Origin of the sequence: Corynebacterium sp. HMSC064E08, assembly GCF_001811805.1 — a bacterium.
Taxonomy (GTDB): Bacteria; Actinomycetota; Actinomycetes; order Mycobacteriales; family Mycobacteriaceae; genus Corynebacterium; species Corynebacterium jeikeium_D.
The window spans coordinates 445047-462609 of the sequence record NZ_KV806700.1 but is presented as its reverse complement, the minus strand read 5'-3'; the positions used below and the strand labels follow the sequence as shown (position 1 = coordinate 462609).

The 17563-nt window shown below is 59.7% G+C and carries 19 protein-coding genes; 9 read left to right on the top strand and 10 right to left on the bottom strand.

The window, feature by feature from the left end:
• Window positions 1–27: 27 nt before the first annotated feature.
• The 3 genes from rfbB to rfbA all read left to right on the top strand — a co-directional run bounded on the left by rfbB (window position 28) and on the right by rfbA (window position 2708).
• On the top strand, window positions 28–1020 hold the full coding sequence (gene rfbB, locus HMPREF2820_RS07715; protein ID WP_070603558.1) for a dTDP-glucose 4,6-dehydratase: 993 nt from the start codon (window positions 28–30) through the stop codon (window positions 1018–1020).
• A gap of 102 nt (window positions 1021–1122) precedes the next feature.
• A complete protein-coding gene (locus HMPREF2820_RS07710) occupies window positions 1123–1812 on the top strand; it encodes a dTDP-4-dehydrorhamnose 3,5-epimerase family protein (RefSeq protein WP_016422000.1) in 690 nt (229 codons plus the stop codon).
• Between the two features lie 20 nt (window positions 1813–1832).
• The gene (gene rfbA, locus HMPREF2820_RS07705) at window positions 1833–2708 is read left to right on the top strand and encodes a glucose-1-phosphate thymidylyltransferase RfbA (protein WP_070603557.1); all 876 of its coding nucleotides are present in this window, start codon (window positions 1833–1835) and stop codon (window positions 2706–2708) included.
• Here rfbA and HMPREF2820_RS07700 read toward each other — a convergent pair.
• Complete coding sequence (locus HMPREF2820_RS07700) at window positions 2705–2971, bottom strand: hypothetical protein (RefSeq protein WP_016422002.1); 267 nt, start codon at window positions 2969–2971, stop codon at window positions 2705–2707. The two genes, rfbA and HMPREF2820_RS07700, sit on opposite strands and share 4 nt — an antisense overlap.
• Before the next feature lie 193 nt (window positions 2972–3164).
• Here HMPREF2820_RS07700 and HMPREF2820_RS07695 point away from each other — a divergent pair, with 193 nt between their 5' ends.
• Entirely contained in the window at window positions 3165–3524 is a 360-nt protein-coding gene (locus tag HMPREF2820_RS07695; protein ID WP_016422003.1) for a DUF4229 domain-containing protein, read from the top strand.
• Window positions 3525–3630: 106 nt separating this feature from the next.
• Window positions 3631–4872 carry a TM2 domain-containing protein gene (locus HMPREF2820_RS10970; protein WP_070429276.1) on the top strand — a complete coding sequence of 414 codons (1242 nt, stop codon included), beginning with the start codon at window positions 3631–3633 and terminating at the stop codon, window positions 4870–4872.
• Here the strand turns inward: HMPREF2820_RS10970 and HMPREF2820_RS07685 are convergent.
• Genes HMPREF2820_RS07685 through menE form a run of 3 tightly spaced genes read right to left on the bottom strand, consistent with a single transcriptional unit; the run spans window position 4869 to window position 8143 of the window.
• Window positions 4869–6032: an alpha/beta fold hydrolase gene (locus HMPREF2820_RS07685; protein WP_083308452.1), complete on the bottom strand. Its 1164-nt coding sequence runs from the start codon at window positions 6030–6032 to the stop codon at window positions 4869–4871. The two genes, HMPREF2820_RS10970 and HMPREF2820_RS07685, sit on opposite strands and share 4 nt — an antisense overlap.
• Before the next feature lie 9 nt (window positions 6033–6041).
• Window positions 6042–6938, bottom strand: coding sequence for a 1,4-dihydroxy-2-naphthoate polyprenyltransferase (locus tag HMPREF2820_RS07680; RefSeq protein WP_016422005.1), 897 nt, complete (start codon window positions 6936–6938; stop codon window positions 6042–6044).
• Between the two features lie 56 nt (window positions 6939–6994).
• The gene (gene menE, locus HMPREF2820_RS07675) at window positions 6995–8143 is read right to left on the bottom strand and encodes an o-succinylbenzoate--CoA ligase (RefSeq protein WP_048732378.1); all 1149 of its coding nucleotides are present in this window, start codon (window positions 8141–8143) and stop codon (window positions 6995–6997) included.
• A 102-nt stretch (window positions 8144–8245) separates the two neighbouring features.
• Between menE and msrA the strand changes: the two genes are divergently transcribed.
• The gene (gene msrA / locus HMPREF2820_RS07670) at window positions 8246–8902 is read left to right on the top strand and encodes a peptide-methionine (S)-S-oxide reductase MsrA (protein WP_048732380.1); all 657 of its coding nucleotides are present in this window, start codon (window positions 8246–8248) and stop codon (window positions 8900–8902) included.
• 99 nt (window positions 8903–9001) lie between these two features.
• On the top strand, window positions 9002–10180 hold the full coding sequence (locus tag HMPREF2820_RS07665; protein WP_069359108.1) for a YkvI family membrane protein: 1179 nt from the start codon (window positions 9002–9004) through the stop codon (window positions 10178–10180).
• A gap of 26 nt (window positions 10181–10206) precedes the next feature.
• On the opposite strand, the gene HMPREF2820_RS07660 is transcribed toward HMPREF2820_RS07665, so the two are convergent.
• The 6 genes from HMPREF2820_RS07660 to HMPREF2820_RS07635 form a co-directional block, all read right to left on the bottom strand.
• Entirely contained in the window at window positions 10207–11640 is a 1434-nt protein-coding gene (locus HMPREF2820_RS07660; protein WP_070603556.1) for an ABC-2 family transporter permease, read from the bottom strand.
• Window positions 11637–12380 (bottom strand): ABC transporter ATP-binding protein, encoded by a 744-nt coding sequence (locus tag HMPREF2820_RS07655; protein ID WP_049172353.1) that lies wholly within the window; start codon window positions 12378–12380, stop codon window positions 11637–11639. Before HMPREF2820_RS07655 ends, HMPREF2820_RS07660 begins: the two co-directional genes overlap by 4 nt.
• 116 nt (window positions 12381–12496) lie before the next feature.
• Window positions 12497–13183, bottom strand: a complete 687-nt coding sequence (locus HMPREF2820_RS07650; protein WP_246815967.1) for a response regulator — start codon at window positions 13181–13183, stop codon at window positions 12497–12499.
• Window positions 13184–13256: 73 nt separating this feature from the next.
• Window positions 13257–14486, bottom strand: coding sequence for a sensor histidine kinase (locus tag HMPREF2820_RS07645; protein ID WP_049192988.1), 1230 nt, complete (start codon window positions 14484–14486; stop codon window positions 13257–13259).
• 33 nt (window positions 14487–14519) lie between these two features.
• Window positions 14520–15200 (bottom strand): alpha-ketoglutarate-dependent dioxygenase AlkB family protein, encoded by a 681-nt coding sequence (locus HMPREF2820_RS07640; RefSeq protein ID WP_070603555.1) that lies wholly within the window; start codon window positions 15198–15200, stop codon window positions 14520–14522.
• Between the two features lie 16 nt (window positions 15201–15216).
• Entirely contained in the window at window positions 15217–15999 is a 783-nt protein-coding gene (locus tag HMPREF2820_RS07635) for an SDR family oxidoreductase (protein WP_070429281.1), read from the bottom strand.
• A gap of 139 nt (window positions 16000–16138) precedes the next feature.
• Between HMPREF2820_RS07635 and arfB the strand changes: the two genes are divergently transcribed.
• Window positions 16139–16582: an alternative ribosome rescue aminoacyl-tRNA hydrolase ArfB gene (arfB, locus tag HMPREF2820_RS07630; RefSeq protein ID WP_070429282.1), complete on the top strand. Its 444-nt coding sequence runs from the start codon at window positions 16139–16141 to the stop codon at window positions 16580–16582.
• A 41-nt stretch (window positions 16583–16623) separates the two neighbouring features.
• Window positions 16624–17550 carry a pyridoxal kinase PdxY gene (pdxY, locus tag HMPREF2820_RS07625; RefSeq protein ID WP_246822242.1) on the top strand — a complete coding sequence of 309 codons (927 nt, stop codon included), beginning with the start codon at window positions 16624–16626 and terminating at the stop codon, window positions 17548–17550.
• Window positions 17551–17563 lie beyond the last annotated feature (13 nt).

Genomic DNA, 17563 nt, shown 5'->3' with positions numbered 1-17563 from the left:
ATCGCCGGGTGAACTAGAATCGCTTCCATGCGCGTTCTCGTCACCGGTGGTGCCGGCTTTATTGGTTCCAACTTCGTTCTCCGCACTCTGGCTACACGGCCCGATGTGAATGTCACGGTGCTTGACGCTTTCACCTATGCCGCGAACCCTGCGAGCTTGGATGGCGCGGACTGTGAAATCATCCGCGGCGATGTTCGTGACGCGGAGCTGATCGATCGCCTCGTGCCCCGCTTCGACGTGGTCGTCCACTTCGCCGCAGAGAGCCATAACGACAATTCGCTGGTGGATGCCGATCCCTTCGTCACCACTAATGTCATGGGCACCGTGAATCTGGCCAAGGCTTGCGCCACCCACGACGTTCGCCTCCACCATGTCTCCACCGACGAGGTCTTCGGCGATCTCGCTCTCGACGATCCAGCACGCTTTACGACGGCCACCGCGTACAAACCCTCCAGCCCCTACTCGGCCTCCAAGGCTTCAGCGGATCACTTTGTCCGGGCGTGGGTGCGCAGCTTCGGGTTGGTTGCGACGATTAGTAACTGCTCGAACAACTACGGGCCGAGGCAGCATCCGGAGAAGCTGATTCCCCGCCAGATCTGTGGTCTGTTGCGCGGTCGTAGCCCTCGCGTGTACGGCACTGGCGAGAATGTTCGGGACTGGATTCACGTCGATGACCACAACGACGCGGTCTGGGCAATCTTGGATTCTGGCGAGGTGGGGGAGACCTACCTGATTGGTGCCGATGGCGAGCGTTCCAACCTCGACGTGGTCGGAGACATCCTGGAGGGCTTCGGTCGTGAGCGGTCCGACTTTGTCCATGTCACTGACCGCCCGGGGCATGACCGTCGTTATGCGATTGACCCCGCATCCATCCGCAGCCTTGGCTGGCAGCCGCGCTACCAAGACTTTTCCGCGGGGCTCGCCGAGACCATCGACTGGTATCGCGCCAACGAGTCCTGGTGGGCGGCGGCCTACGATGCCGCTGAGGCTGGCTACGCGGAGCGCGAGCAGGAGTTGTAGTTCGCTGCTGGGGCATGCCTAGCGAACCCTCAACGCACACTCAGTGCACACTCAACGCGTGCCACAGCCTCAGCCCGGGCGCCCCGTCTACACTTGTTACCCATGAGCCCTAAGAGCACATTCCAGCCCACTTCTATCGACGGCGTTTTCACCTTCGAACCGGTCATCCACGGCGACAGCCGCGGTAGTTTCCACGAGTGGTATCGCCTCGACGCATTCGCCGAGGCCACGGGCTACCCGTTCTTCCCGGAGCAGGCCAACATGAGTGTCTCCGCCGCAGGCGTTGTCCGTGGCCTGCACTTCGCTGACGTCAGCACCGCGCCAGATGGCCACCCCGGCCAGGCGAAGCTGGTTACTTGTCCCGCGGGCCACATCCTCGACATTGCGGTTGACCTGCGTCGCGGCTCCGATACCTTCGGCAAGGTCGAGGTTTTCGAGCTCGACAGCAAGACCCGCCGAGTGGTCTATCTGCCCAACGGCATCGGACATGGCTTCGTCTCGCTTGCCGACGACTCTGTGCTCACTTACCTCACTTCCACCGGTTACAACCCGGAGGCAGAGCGTGCTGTTAGCATCCAGGACCCGACTCTCGGAATTGACCTGGCTGCGCTGCTGGCCAAGGGTGGTCTCACCGACGCGGACATGATTCTCTCCGAGCGCGATCAGAAGGCTCCGACTATCGAGCAGTTCGAGGCCGAGGGCAATAAGCTCCCCAGTGAGTTTGACTGCAAGGATCTTGAGAACATGGCTCGCGACGAGTGGGCAATCGCCAACGAAGCGGCCGGGCAGTAAGGCAGAAAGGCGCGAGCACTATGAAGGGCATCATCCTCGCAGGTGGTACGGGCTCTCGGCTGTTTCCCATCACACTTGGCGTAAGCAAGCAGCTGGTTCCCGTCTATGACAAGCCGATGATCTACTACCCGCTGAGCACGCTGATGCTAGCGGGAATCAGGGATATCCTCGTCATCACCACGCCACATGATGCCCCGCAGTTTGAACGCTTGCTTGGCGACGGCTCGCAGTGGGGCCTCAACCTCACCTTTGCCACCCAAGACGAGCCCCGTGGTCTCGCTGAAGCGTTCATCATCGGTGCGGACCACATCGGCGATGACTCCGTTGCGCTCATCCTCGGCGACAACATCTTTTACGGTGCTGGCTTGGGCACGCAGCTGCGCCGCTTCCATGACGTCGATGGCGGAGCGATCTTCGCCTACTGGGTCGCAGATCCCACAGCCTATGGAGTCGTGGACTTCGACCAAAGCGGCAAAGCCGTGGCGATCCAGGAGAAACCGAAGAAACCACGCAGCCATTTCGCGGTGCCTGGTTTGTACTTTTATGACGCCGAGGTTGTTGAGATAGCTCGCTCGCTGCAACCGTCGTCACGCGGCGAATTGGAAATCACGGATGTTAACCGCGCCTACTTGGAGCGCGGGAAACTGCAGGTAGAGGTGCTGCCGCGCGGCACGGCGTGGCTGGATACCGGCACGGTGGACAATCTGATGGCCGCGGGCGATTTTGTGCGCACAATCGAGCAGCGGCAGGGCCTCAAGATTGGTTCGCCGGAAGAGGTGGCGTGGCGCATGGGATTCATTGACGATGCTGCGCTTAGCGCGCGTGCCGACGCTCTCAGCGCCAGTGGCTACGGGGAATATCTGCAGCAGTTGTTGCTGCGTGGCAAGGACGTTTAGTCAGTTTCGCCGGGATTATCGGGGTTGTCGTCCTGCTCCCGTTCGCGCCGCTCCTGTAGCTCCTGCTCACGTTTACGGCGATCGAATTCGGCCTTCTTGAGCTTCCAGAGAAACTCCGGATCATCGTCGGGAGCGAGCGGACGGGGTTCCGGTTGCGGAGCGGAAATACGTCGCATGCCGTTGCCGCGACTGCCGGGGCCAAATGCCTTCCACAGCATGACTACGACAAGGATGATGAACAGCAGCAGAATGAGCCGACCCATGTAATAGCTAACCTCCTGGATTTACCGACTAGAATACGCAACGAGTCCCGTAGTGCCCACGAGGGGTATCGCACTGCATGCGGTACGGCGTACAGAGTTCGTTAGGGTACAAAGGAACGTTGGACACGAACAGCCATGGACGCTAGCAACGCCCGGGCACAGCACAGGCGTAACACGTAGAGGTGAGGGTTTAATGACCAATCCAGCAGAGCAGGACAAGTTGGCTTCTGAGGCTCAGATGCCAGCAGCTCCGGTGACCAAGAATGCTGGTCGCGGCAATGCCATGAAGGGGCTGTTCTGGTACGGCCTTGCTCGTCTGCTGCTATTCCTAGTGCTGTTCTTCATTCTGCTCGTGATTATCTACCTCGTTAATGTGCAGATTCCGGCTGCAATTACGGCTGTGTTCGCACTGATTATTGCGATGCCGCTGTCGGTTTTTGTGTTCCCGAAGCTGCGCGTCCAGGCCAATGAGTCTGTTGCAGTGTGGTCGGAGAACCGCCGCGCGCACAAGGAATACATTGCGCAGCAGATTAAGGACCGCGAGGAAAACTAGCGCTAATTTTATTAGTTCCTAGTCCATTTTATTTATGTACCTCGGACACATGTCCGGGGCGCTTGAAGATGTTGCTAATATCCACTCTTGATTTTGTTTAAAAATTATGAAGGGTGTCGGCAAAATGCATCATGCGACATATGATGTTTCTCCGCGAAAATTGTGGTTCAACATCGAAGCAGTAGGTTGTGACGAATATCTTCGGTCTGCTCAGCGCGCAAGTGCAAGCCGTACCGCAGACGAAAATGGGAGTTACGAATTCCCTGTAGAGCTGGTGTTGGAGCCAGATAATCCATTTCACCGCTCTCGACAGGCAATTTCGATTCGCTTTGAAGATGAGGTTTTGGGCTACCTTCCGGAGGATGAGTCCGAAAAGTACTGGGATGAGCTGGCGCGTATCGCTGCAACTGGGCTACGACCGACGACAATGGCTCGGCTCATTCCAGACGGGGATTTGTACTCGATTTTTGCTGAGTTCACCCTCATCATTGCACTAGGAGTGCCAGGAACACTTGTCCCCGTTAATGACCCGCCTGTACTGCCCATGGCGTTGTTGCCGTGGGGGGAGCCAATTCCTGTGCTAATTGATAATAATCAAATAAATGTGTTGCAGCCATTGATTTCGGAATCCGGTGAAAACCAGGTTTTGGTAACTTTGCATAGCAAAAATTCTGCAGCTGAAGGGCAGGCAGCAATCTCGGTCCACGTTGGGTTTGATGAGGTAGGCGAATTGCCGCAATCACAAGTCTTCCGGCTGTTACCTCTTATTGAACAGGTTGAGAAGCTCAATTTGCAGCCCACGGCTCGTGCGATGCTCCGTGGTTCCGCAGTGGCTGCAGCGATGACTGTATGTGCAGCACGTGCGGATGAGGTCGCTCCATCTTTCCTTTATGCGCCCGAGTCGGTAGATATCCCCAAACTTGTCAATGGTAATCAGCTATTGGCAATTCCGGATGCGTGGACAGGTGAGAACAACTCCGACCCATTTGAAGTAGATAACTTCGACGATGAAGATGCCTCCGAGGAGCCGTCCTACGAAGCGACGGCGAACAACCCATATTCTGCCGCGATGATGTCTGCTCAGAAAATGCTCGAAACAAGGCCAACGCTGTCTAGTGCGTTAAAGCCTTCCCCTAAAGCCTCGAAGGACATTGGCGTAGCGTATTTCTTGTGGCTCTTCCTGGGGATTTTCGGCGCACATCGGATTTATCTCGGCGATAACGTCGGGGGTCTTCTTCAATTGATTACTATGGGCGGCGCTGGTATCTGGTGGCTGCTAGATATTTTCCTTATTCCTGGAATGGTCAACCGATGTAATGCCAATGCTCATCCCCAGAGATTCTCTTAGCTATGCACCTGATCCAGTAGTCGCTCGATTGCCCGGTTCACCGCTTCAGGCGCCTCCAGCGGCAACATGTGGCCGGCCCCGTCGACTTCAACCAGTTCGGCGTCCGGCCACTTTTCCATAATTAGGTCTGCTTGCTTGCGCGGAGTGACATCGTCCTTCGTGCCCACCAGTACCGCTCCTGGCAAGCCCTCCAAGTAAGGCCCGGCTGCGAACTCGTCGTGATCCTGCAGGTCGTCGAGATATCCCACGAAAGTTTCCAGCGGTGTTTCATTAATCATGGCCGCGTGGAACTCGATGATCTCGTAGTCCGTGCGCCGGGCGAACACCGCAACTGCCAACGACGGCGCCATCAGTGACGCGATTGCCTCGCGGAACTTGCGAATCTCCTTCGGCGAGGACTCAATTGCATTGCGCGCCGCATCCGCCACCGGGGACGCCAGAATCTGCGGCACACCCTGGGCGGCCAGCTTGTCGATAGACGTGGAAATCAACACTACGCCTGCTATCCGACGGCGAATGCTTTCCTCTGCAGCCCGCACCATGTGCAGTGCAATCAAACCGCCTAGCGAATGCCCAACCACGATGAGTTTTCCGGTCGCGGCACGCTCGGCGATCACGGCCAGCGCATCGGCCGCAGCACCTTCGACCGTGCAGAGTGAAGCCGGAACCGCTCCGGTCTGGCCGTGGCCGCGCAAATCCATAGTCAACAGGCGTGCTTCCGGGTGCGACTTGCGCAGCTCGTTGAACTGTCGGTACCAGGACTCGCCAGCCAGGGTGAAGCCGTGGACGAAGATGATGGTCACGGGTTCTTTGGCGGGTTCGCTAGGTTCAACCTCGTACCAGTGCACCGGAATATCGGTGGTGACAGCATCCGGCTTGTCGCTGGCCTTCCGCTCGTCGTCCTTGGCCGCAATCTCGGCCGTGACCGGTGCGGTCTTGATATGCACCACGCCGGTTGACGTGAGATCGGTGAGTCCCGGTTCACGGGTCTGCGAATGCAGCGCACCGTGCTCCAGCGCCAGTCGGCGGCGTCCCGATTTGGTCAAACGCAGAGCAGCGCTGCGGGCGAAAGCTGGAGCCTTGGCTGCTGTGTCGCCAACTCGGGTTGCGGCCTCCTGGACGTCGTCAAGCGCCTTGTGCGTCAGTGTGCGGAAGTCCATCGGTACCCCCTAGCTGAGCGCGAGTGCGAGTGCCGTAATGACGGACCAGGCAAGCATCATCTTGCCGGTAAGCCCCAGTACCGGGATGAGCTCCTTGCCCTTCTTATGCATGCGAATTGGCTCGGAGGCCTTCACCCACAGCGGCACGATGAGCAGACCCACCAGCGCCCATGGGCGCCAGAAAGCGATAAAGCTGCTGGCCAGCGCGGGCATGAGGGAGAGAATCTGCCAGACGATGCGGGTGCGGAAGTCGCCCAGGCGAACTGCCAAGGTGATCTTGCCGGTAGCGGCGTCGGTGGGGATGTCGCGCAAGTTGTTCGCCAGGTTCACGGCAGAAGACACCGAACCAATACCAATTGCGCAGGCCAGGCCGACCCAAGACAGCGAGCCCGTCTGGGTGAATTCCGTGCCGAGCACCGCGACGAGACCGAAAAAGACGAAGACCGAGACCTCGCCAAGTCCGCGATAACCGTAGGGATTTTTACCGCCGGTGTAGAACCACGCAGCCGCGATGCACAGTGCACCGACCAGAATGAGCCACCACGCGCTCATCAGGGACAGCGCCACACCGGCAAGACCGGCGACACCAAAGGAACCGAACGCCGCGTACTTCACAACCTTCGGCTCGACCAGACCAGAACCCGTCAGGCGCAGCGGGCCCGAGCGGTCATCGTCAGTGCCGCGGATGCCATCGGAGTAGTCGTTGGCGAAGTTCACGCCCACAATCAACGCCCACGCGACAACCAGCGCGAGCACCGCACGTCCCCAGATAATCGGCGCGTGCGTCGATGCCGCTCCGACACCGACGATGACCGGCGCAAACGCATTCGCCCAGGTATGGGGGCGCGCGCCTTCCAGCCAATCGCTTAACGACGCCGTTGCAGGACTCTTTGGTGCTTCAGACATGAATTAATAATAGGACGTGACACCAAATGCCTTGAATTAATGCGTGTCTGAATGAGCTAAAAGAGCGCCGCGACTTTCTTCCGGTCGACCTTGCCCGGACCAATCAGTGGCAGGACCTCCACGCGACGCAGGTCCTTGGGAATCATCCAGTGATTGATTCGCCCGGCGTCTTCAGCATCGCCGAGCCCGTCCATGACATCGCCGAGCTCAGCGATGCCTTCATACGCTGCGACGATAGCGTGGCCGAGCCTTGGGTGTGGCACACCGACCACGCAGGCTCCCGTAACTCCATCGATGGCGAGCAGTTCACGTTCGAGGACTTCGGGGTGCAGCTTCAACCCGCCGGAGTCGATGATGGTGTCCAGGCGTCCCGTAATGACTAGTCGGCCATCGTGGATCTCGCCCGCATCGGAGGTGGCGAACCAACCTGGTTTATGGAAAGCCTCGTGACTGGGCGCGTTGCGGTAACCGTGTGCAATCATCGGTCCGCCCAGCCAAACGCGACCATTTTCGATGGCGACCTGTGCACCTTCGATGGGCTGTCCGTCATAGACGCAGCCGCCGGCTGTCTCGGAGGAACCATAGGTGGTCACGACGTTGATGCCGAGTTCTTCGGCGCGCGCTGCCACCTGCGGGTTCAAGGCTGCGCCGCCGACAAGGACAGCATCAAACAGGCGCAGGGCTGCCGCGCCAAAGGGTTCTTCCATGGCCTTGGCCAGCTGCATCGGAGCCAGCGAGGTGTAGGCACGGTCGCTGGTGAGGGCCTCGGCGCCGTCGGCGAATGCGGCCACATCAAAACCGTCGGTCACATCCACACACACCGGATTCGTGCCCGCGAGCAGCGAACGAATGAGAACCTGCAGGCCAGCGATATGGTAGGCCGGCATCGCCAGCAGCCACTGCCCTTCACCGCCGAGCCACTGATGTGTAGCGGTAGCAGAGGAGACCAAGTTATCCACCGTCAGCTGTGCACCCTTCGGTGTGCCGGTGGAACCGGAGGTGCCGACAACAAGCGCGATGGATTCATCAATTGGCTCACCTGCGCGTTGCGAGTTCCGCAAGATTGAGGCGCGCGTGCCGTCGTGAAGCGGAACGGGAAGAAGAGAGACCTCACCGTCCAGCGCAGCGCGGAGGTCGGGCAGGATGGCGGTCGGGTTGTGGGGATTGATGGAAAGCAGGCTGAGCGTACGCACAACCCAAACCATAGTCGGTGTTATTCCGTAGTTTCTGGTGGCGAGGTCGGAACAATCGTGGCCTCGGGCGCGTTGCGCAGACCAAAGACAGTCATAGATAGAAAGGCGTCGAAGATGGGTTGGATTTTTGGTAGATCAGCGGAGCTGGTGCCGGAAGATGAGGCGCTAAAGGGCGGCTCGCACCCGGTGTTGGAAAATCCGAAGCCGCATGCGGTGCTCGGCACGCCGATCACCGGCCCATGGGAGGAAGGCCAGGAGGTCGTCTACATCGGGATTGGCTGTTACTGGGGTGCTGAGAAGCTGTTTTGGGAAACACCGGGCGTGCTCAGCACATCGGTCGGGTTCGCCGGGGGCATGACGCCGAATCCCACCTACCGCGAGTCCTGCACCGGACGCACCAACCACACCGAGATTGTGGAGGTCGTCTACGACCCGGAGCAGATTAGCTTCGACCAGCTGATCGCCAAGGCCTTCGAGGCCCACGATCCCACGCAGGGCTACCGCCAGGGTAATGATGTCGGCACGCAGTACCGTTCCGCGATCTACACGACGACGCCCGAGCAAGCGCGCCGGGCACAGGAGATCGCCGATGCCTACGCGCCGAAGCTTGCCGACGCTGGCCTGGGGGCCATCACCACGGAGATTAAGCCACTCGCGGAGACCCCGGCAGGGGAGTACTACCGGGCTGAGGATGAGCATCAGCAGTACTTGTTTAAGAATCCGAACGGCTACTGCCCAGTGCATTCGACCGGCGTGGCCTGCGGAATTTAAAGGCGAAACTTCGTAGAACGCTTAATTGCGATTAGTAAAACTCACTGAGAAAAGTAAGGTGGTTATATTAATCCGATAGTCGAATAGGAGTGAACCCTTGTGGTGAAGCAAGTACTGCGCGTTGCATTTGCCTTCGTCGGCGTGGTCGTCGGCGCGGGCTTTGCGACGGGTCAGGAAATCATGCAATACTTCGTCGCCTTTGGCATCAATGGTGTCTGGGGTGCCGTTCTCTCAGCGGTAATCATGAGCCTGATGGCGATGATCATTTTGCAGCTGGGAAGCTATTTTCAGGCCAGCGAGCACGGCGAAGTTTTCCGACGCGTATCGCACCCCATCTTCTCGCGAGTACTGGACATTGGCGTGATTATCACGCTCTTCGCCACCGGGTTCGTCATGTTCGCCGGTGCCGGTGCCAACATGGAGCAGCAGTGGGGCATCCCCGTGTGGATCGGTGCCGTAATCATGGTGCTGGTGACCATTGCAGCCGGTTTCCTCGATGTTGACCGAGTGACCACAGTGATCGGTTCCATCACGCCGTTTATCGTCGGCTTTATTCTGCTGGCCAGTGTTTATACGCTGGCGTTCACCGATGCCACCCCAGCCGCGGAGCAGGCAGCTGCCGTTGCGGAAGTCCCGACCACTCTGCCGAACTGGGTTGTCGCCGCAGTGAACTATGTCGGTTTTAACCTGATGGTTGCGGTTTCCATGGCGATTGTTATTGGCGGTAGCCTGTTCAATCCCCGCGCCGCTGGAGCCGGTGGGTTTACCGGTGGTTTGATCTACTCCGCGATGCTGCTGATCACCACCATCACGTTGTTCCACACTGTTGGTACCGTCGCCACCGATGCCGTGCCAATGCTCACCGTCATTAATCGACTGCACCCGTGGCTAGGCCAGGCCATGGCCGTGGTAATCCTTGGCATGATCTTCAACACGGCACTTGGCATGTTCTACGCACTGGGGCGTCGCGTCACCGCAAATCACCCGGAAAAATTCAAGATTGTCTACGTCGCGCTGGTCTTGCTCGGTTTCGCCTTGAGCTTCATGGGCTTCCAGAACCTAATCGGTTGGGTCTACCCAATCCTGGGCTACATCGGTCTGCTGCTCATTACTGTCATGCTTGTTGCCTGGTTGCGCGGCCGCGAGCGCATCAGTGAAGAGACTTCCCGCCGCAAGCGCATCTTCCGCCTGGTCCGCCGTGGCCGGAACAAGGAGGCCCGCGAGGAGATTGAAGACTCCAACCTCAGTGTCGAAGAGGTTCGCGAGGCGATCGAGTAGTAGGTGGGCTGCTCGTAGCGCCGCCGTCAGTCTTGGGATCGGATCGCCTTCAATGATGTCGCCCGAGCCCAAGCCACGAAAGCCGCCATCACAATGGCGGACACGAGAACCATCACTGGCCACCGCTCGGGGTAATCACGGACTACCCAAGTCCATCCCCATTCCGAGGTCCACCACAACGGTGAGGCGCTGAGGACATCACCGCCAACCATCACCGCCCAACCGCCGAGCGCGACCGAGACAAAGATTGCGGCCGCCACACTTCGACGCGCAATTAAGCCGGTCACGGCCACAATCATCGCGGCCACAAGAGGAGCGATGACCGCCTGGTACGGCCAGGGGTTAATGCCCGTCTGGCTATTGGTCTCGCCGCCTGCACCACTGATCACCACCGCAACCACCAGCACCGGCAGGAGAAACGCCATATCCAAGGCAAACAGTCGGAGCGTGATGCTGCGTCGCGCACGCCGATACATCAGTGCTGGCCAGGCATCGGCTTGCGAAGTCCATGTCATGATGGCCACCACGGTTGCGGCCGTCGGCACGCAGACGAAACTCAGCAGCCCCAGCGCATACTCCGGGTTCCACACCACACGCACGACCGCAAGTCCGGCAAGCATCAGCGCTGCGAGACTCCACCAGGTGCGCCAGGGAAGGGTCGCGCTCATGCCATGGCTTAACGACGAAGTGCTGCGTTCCCGGCCCGTCGGCAAGCTGAGAGATTTTCCGTGCGCAAGCAATGCGATGGCAAATAGACCTAGCCCGAGGAGTAAATGCAGCAACGCGGGCGGCAGGATGGCGATGTTCCAGATCTCGCTGTCGGCGGGAGCCGAGATGGAATTAGCCTGCACTCCGTGGATAGGTAACGTTGGGCGGATTGCCCAGGTCCACGGGAGAACTTTCCAGTTTGGGCTCATGGCGTCCAGTGTTCCTGCGATGGCCCAAGCGATGGAAGCGAGCGGAGCGAGGAAGAGAGCTGCGCGTGGCACAAGGCGCCATAGGGCAAGGCCGAATGTCCAGAAGACGAAGAATGACAACGTGCTAAAGAGCGTGAATTGCAATGCGGTGCTCACGCTCCGGGCAAGGAGTGCAGCCATCAATGCGTGACCGAGGGCCGCGGAGGCAATGACAGTGGCTGCGCGGGCAAGGAGCACTCGAGTGCCCGAGATATTGCGCCAGATTAGGCCGCCTTGGCGGAGTTTTTCTTCACGGTTTTGGCCGATGACGGACGTAATAGCAGCCAGGGGAGGAAGCAGGATAAGCGAGTAGATGTGGGCGCTCGCCATGGCGGTGGCGTCAACGCCTCTAGAAAAGACCATGCTGACCAGAGCGATTGCCACCATGATGATGGGAAGAAACATGGTGAGTGACCACTTTGCCCGCAGTAGCTCGGCGCGGAAGTAGCGGCGGGCAGGAACGGTGCGCGTGTTAAGAGTGCGCGTGTGCGGTTGAGTGCTCATCGGGCAACACCTACTGCGGTGAAGAAAGCTTGCTCGAGGGATTGACCAGCAGCCGCAAAGTCAGCCAGCGGGCCTTCGTAGACCAGTCGGCCACCAGCAAGGACGCCAAGGTGGTCAACGCTCTTCTCGACCTCTCCGAGTTGATGGGAGGACACCACGACGGCCTTGCCACTAGCGGCAAGATTTCGCAACAAGGTGCGCAGGCCCACGATAGCTTCGGGGTCGAGGCCGTTGGTGGGCTCGTCGAGAAGCACAATGTCGGGGTCGGTGAGCAGCGCCATCGCCAGGGAAAGACGAACCTTCATGCCCGTTGAGAAAGCGCGGCCACGCTTGTTACCAGCATGAAGCCCGACCAAGTCGAGGACTTCGGCGATACGGCTCTTGTCCGTGCCGGTCAGATGTGCGTGCACTTTGAGATTGTCGGTGGCTGAGAGCTGTGGGTAGAACGCCGGGCCATTGATGGAGGCGCCGATGCGGTCCAGGTCGACAACGGACCACGGGTGTCCCGCGATGCTGATTTCACCGGAGTAGGGAATTAGCCCAAGCACCGTGCTCATCAACGTGGATTTACCTGCGCCGTTGAGTCCCAATAGCCCGTAGACCTCGCCGGCGCGGACGTTCATATCGAGGCCGTTCAGGACAGGTTCGTTCTTGCCGTAGGAGACAGTGATGCCGCGCAGCTGGAGGAGGGGAGCGGCGGCGTCTGCGGAAGGGCCTGAGGTGGGGGTTGGTGCGTTCATGCCTTAAGTAATAGGAGTGTTTGGCACGGTTCGCGCCCTCCCTGAGGATGAGGTGGCGGAAATATCCTCCCTAGGGAGGAGGCGATAGCGAGGATGACGGTACCAGCGAGGAGAAGCTACAGCAGCCCGTTTTTCGCAGCCCAAATGACAAGATCCACGCGACTGCGTGAGCCTGTCTTGGTCAACAGGGATTTCACATGGGTTTTCACTGTCGTCGTGGCGACAACCAACCTGCGAGCAATTTCGTCATTGGAAAGCCCTTGGCAGACGAGGTTCAAAATCTCCTGTTCGCGGGGTGTGAATTGGGTTCCTGTGTGAGTGGGGTCTGAGTCAGCGCCATGTGTCGAGAACGCTCTCGCTGGCTGTCCTGAGTGCGGTGCGCGCGGTGAAACATGCCGCAACACCATCGGCGTCACCTTCGGATCGATGACTCCTTCACCACGGTGGATACGCATGATGGCCGAAAGCAGCTCACGGGGATTGGAGTCTTTGAGCAAAAAGCCTGCGGCCCCAGCTTCTAAAGCGCCGAGCACCAGGTCTTCTTCGCGGAAAGTGGTCAGTACCAAGACTTTTGGAGTGGAAGCGCGAGCCGCACCTCCGGACGGCACGCCTTGCACAATCTGTCGTGTGGCCTCGATACCGTCCATCACGGGCATTCGAATGTCCATGACGACCACATCGGCTCCGGAGGCACGACGCACAGCCTCGGCGCCGTCGCCCACGGCACCAATGACTTTCATCTGCGGGTGGGCATCAATAAGCTGCGCGAAAGACTGCCGAATCAAAGCCTGATCTTCAGCCACTAATACTCGAATTACATCCATTGCTCGTCTTTCTCAACAGGATTGACAGTCAGCCCTGCTTCGGTCGAACCGCTTACAGCCGAATACTGACGCGGAACATGCCGTCGCTTTCACCATAAGTCATCTCGCCACCGAGCTGAGCCACGCGTTCTTCCAGACCAATCAGGCCAGCGCCAGCTCGCTTCCTGGGTTCCAAAGTTTCGCTCTCAGCCCGGTTTGCAGTCACCAAATGAACCCGCGCCGGGCTGTCATCAGCATCGGCAGGTGGATCGATTACCAGTGCCAGCTGACCAGCGCCCGATGAGTGCTTGGCCATATTCGCGGCCAACTCCGTCACTGCCCGCACCAAAGTCAAACGCTTCGCGAGTGGCCAATCCGCCAGGTCTCCATAAGACTCCGGCAGAGTCACCGAAACATCGCGACCCGGCGGACAAACTGCCGCAACCAGACGCGGAATCTCATTCGGGTCAGCGCTAATCTCGCCGCCATCACGTAGCGCATCGACAAGCGCATGCACATCCCGCAACGATTGGTCTGCGGTCTGGGCAATACCTTCCAGCGTGGTCTTTTCAGCAGCGGATTCCGCTCGTGAGCCATCCATCTCCGCCAGGTACAGAGCGGTTTGGGCCTGAACCTTAATAGAGGTGAGTCCGTGCCCCACGACGTCGTGAAGCTCCCTGGACAACTCCAGCTTGTTGAGCGCCACGACGTTCTCCAACTCCGCGGCATGTTCCTCGGCGTTGATGCGCAGCCATAGTGGCACTGCGTACGCGCTCGCCGTGATAAGCACCGCCGGTAGTCCGAAGACCAATAGTCGTTCCGGGGTAAAGCCGAAGGCAGGAACTGCCGGGTTGAGGAAGCTGCCAATCAACCCTAAAAACAGCCCAACGATGCCCCAGGTGCGATTCGGTTCCCACCTGGTCACAGCCCATAGAGATAGTGGGGCAGCAACAATAATGGGGTCTAGCCCAAGGTTCACTGGGGATAGCCACACCAGCAAGGCGAGACCCGCTAGGGCACTGTACGTAACCACAAACGATGCACGCACTGCTTTACGACGAAACGCTGCGGCCCCGGCAATCATCGCGGACAGAATCACATTGGTGACATAAGTAAAGCTCGGGCCATAAGTAAGTAGCGGCGTCATGCTCAACCAGCAGCACAGCAGGAAAGCAGTCGCAATAGCGAGATCGGCAGTTGGGAACGAGCCGACAAAGAAACGTACCCGGCTGCGCCAGTCGAGTGGGGCAGGGGTCTGCGCGGTGGCAGGCTGTGCGTGCATGGAGGAAGCGGTGCGCTGCATGTGTCTAGGCTAGCGGTCGGTGGCTTGCGCGGTTTAGTGTGAGTTTTCCACTTGCCGGAATGTGATGTTGATGCGGCCCTCTTTAAGCCCGCACCCTTCCGGCAGCGTGCCCGGACGAGTCTTGGGCACACCATGAAACGCAAGCCGCTTCGGACCACCAAACACAATCACATCCCCGCTGGCGAGAGTCACGTCATCCCAGGGTTTGTTGCGGTTTTCAGTCCCGCCAATGCGGAACAGAGCCTCATCGCCGATAGAGAGCGACACAATCGGGGCAGGGGAGTTTTCGTTTCGGTCCTGGTGCATCCCCATGGTGGCCCCGGGTGGGTAGTAGTTGACCAACGCCATGTCGGGCCGAAAAGTGGAGGGCCACTGGTTGAGGGATTCGTCGTAAAGCGCGGCGGCACGAAGTGCTTCGGTGGCGAGCTGCAGCAGATTGTCAGGCACGGACGGGACGCGAACGCCGCCGGCGTGCGTGACGTAGCGGTACGGATTCGTGGCCCACATGCGGCCGAGATGCAGCATGAAGACCTGCATCTGGCCACTTTTTAGCTGCGGGCGAGTCATGGCCAGGGGAGTGCCGGCAACGTCGCGGGCGATGTCGCGGAGTTGCGTGATGATGCCCGCCTGCCGCTCCAATGGAAGCCATCCCGGCAAATGAACAACTCCCGGCGTGATGCGGGCATCGTCGCGCGGGAGTTGATCGAAGAGCATAGGTCTAGTTTGCCTCTTAACCCGCGATGATTGCGTTAACCGGGCGTGAAAGGAACTGCGGACCAATCTTGCCCAGGTAGCGCAGGATAAAGTCTGCCGCCGACACCGAGTAGAAGTGACGCTGGCGCTCAATGAAGTTCTGCGGGTGCGTTGCCTTCCACACAGCATCAGCGACCTGGTCCGGCGTGATGCGCACGCCAAGACGGCGGGTGGAACCAGCAGAAACGTCCGCCAGCTTGGTCTTCGCCCACAGCGGCATGATTGCGACGACGCGGATCTTGTCCTTGCGCCACTCCAGATCCAGAGCCTGCGTCAGACCAGAGACGTAGAACTTCGACGCGGAGTACGGCGCGATGTGCGGCTGGCCGTAGATGCCCGAAGCCGAACCCATGTTGACCAGGTGAGACCCCTTAGTGCGCTTCAGGTACGGGTGCGCCGCCTTCGCGCCCAGAGTCAGACCGGTGCAGTTGATGTCCACCTGCGCGCGAATAATCTCCGGCGACTGGTCGATGATATCGCCATCGCCGATGATGCCCGCGTTGTTGTCCAGCACCGTCAGCTTGCCGCCGGTGTGGGAGGTGAAGTCCGCAAGCGCGTCTTCCCACTGCTTAAAGTCCGTCACGTCCAGCTTGCCGACGATTACCTCCGGGCGCTCAGCCTTAAGCTTGGCCAGGGCATCCTCATTGATGTCGTAGACGCCTACGGTCCAGCCTGCAGCCAGGAACTTCTCGGCCACCGCGCGACCAATGCCCTGCGCGCCGCCGGAGATGAAAATGGACGGGGAATCAGAAGTGGCCATGGTGCCTCAATCCTGCCTTTTCTTACTGTTTTTATAAGTGGATAAATGTTATTCGCCAGCTTAGGCGAGCACTTGGTCGGAAACAGGCGAATGGTGGAAGTGTGACCCGATTACAAACGCGCCCTCTACACTGGCCACCATGAAACCCCTGAACATCCCACCAGGCCCCGGCATCCCAAAGGGTCTCGTCATCCCCGCAGCGGAGCTCACTGAACGCTTCGCACGCTCCGGAGGGCCGGGCGGTCAGGGCGTTAACACCACCGACTCCAAAGTGCAGCTATCGGTCGATATTGCCGAGCTCAGCGTGCTTTCCGACGTCCACCGCCGCCGCGCTCTCCAGAACCTCAGCCACCGCCTCGACGGCACCACACTGACCGTGTCCGTTACCACGCAGCGCTCCCAGGTACGCAACCGCGCGGAAGCCAGGCGGCGCTTAGCGGAACTCATCCGAGAAGCTGTGCAGCCACCGCCTCCGAGGCGCCGGCGGACTCGACCGAGTCGGGCCTCGATTGCCCGTCGTAAAGCGCAGAAGCAGCGCCGCTCCGAGCTCAAAGCCAGCCGACGTCGCCCCAGCGCCTACTAGGGAATATGGGATTTTCGCGCATCCGTTGCAATATAGATGGTATGAGCGAAAACCAGGCCCCTACCGAAAAGGCAGCTGAAGCTGTTGCGGAGTTCAACCGCGTGCCCTCGATTCTGTCCATCCAGTCGCATGTGAGCTATGGCCACGTGGGCAACTCCGCTGCGGTCTTCCCGCTGCAGCGCGCAGGTTTTGAAGTGTGGCCGGTCCACACCGTCGATTTCTCCAACCACACCGGCTACGGCCAGTGGCGCGGCCCGATGATTCCGGCCACGGATGTGCGCGAGGTCATCAAGGGTATCGATGAGCTGGGCAAGCTTGACGACGTCGACGCGATTATCTCCGGTTACCAGGGCGGTAGCGATATTGCGGATGTCATCATCGAGGCCGTGGCGCTGGCCAAGCAGCGCAACCCGAAGGCTATCTACTCGTGTGACCCGGTGATGGGAAATGCCAAGAGTGGCTGCCACGTCTCGGATGACATTCCGCCGCTGCTGCGCGACAAGGTTGTGCCGGTGGCAGACGTGATTACGCCGAACCAGTTTGAGCTGGGATACCTGACGGGCCGCGAGGTCAACGACCTGGAGTCCACCATTGCGGCAGCCCATGCTGCTCGTGAGATGGGCCCGGAGGCCGTGCTGGTCACCAGCGTGCTGCGTCCGGAGCGCAAGGAGGGCGAGATTGAGATGCTCGCCGTCAACGGCTCGGGCGCATGGCTGGTGGCGACGCCATACTTGCCGCTAAAGCGCAACGGCTCCGGCGATGTCACGGCTGCGCTGTTTGCGGGCAACCTGCTGCGCGGTCGCGGTATTGACGGTGACCTGTCGGTCGCGTTGGGCAACACCGCGGCCAGCATCTTTGAGCTGCTGAAGGTCACGCACGAGTCCGGCTCTGGCGAGCTGGAGCTCGTGCGCGCGCAGGAGGCCTACGTTCACCCGGAGCAGCGTTTTGAGGTTACGAAGGTTCAGTAGGGCTGGGGTGCAG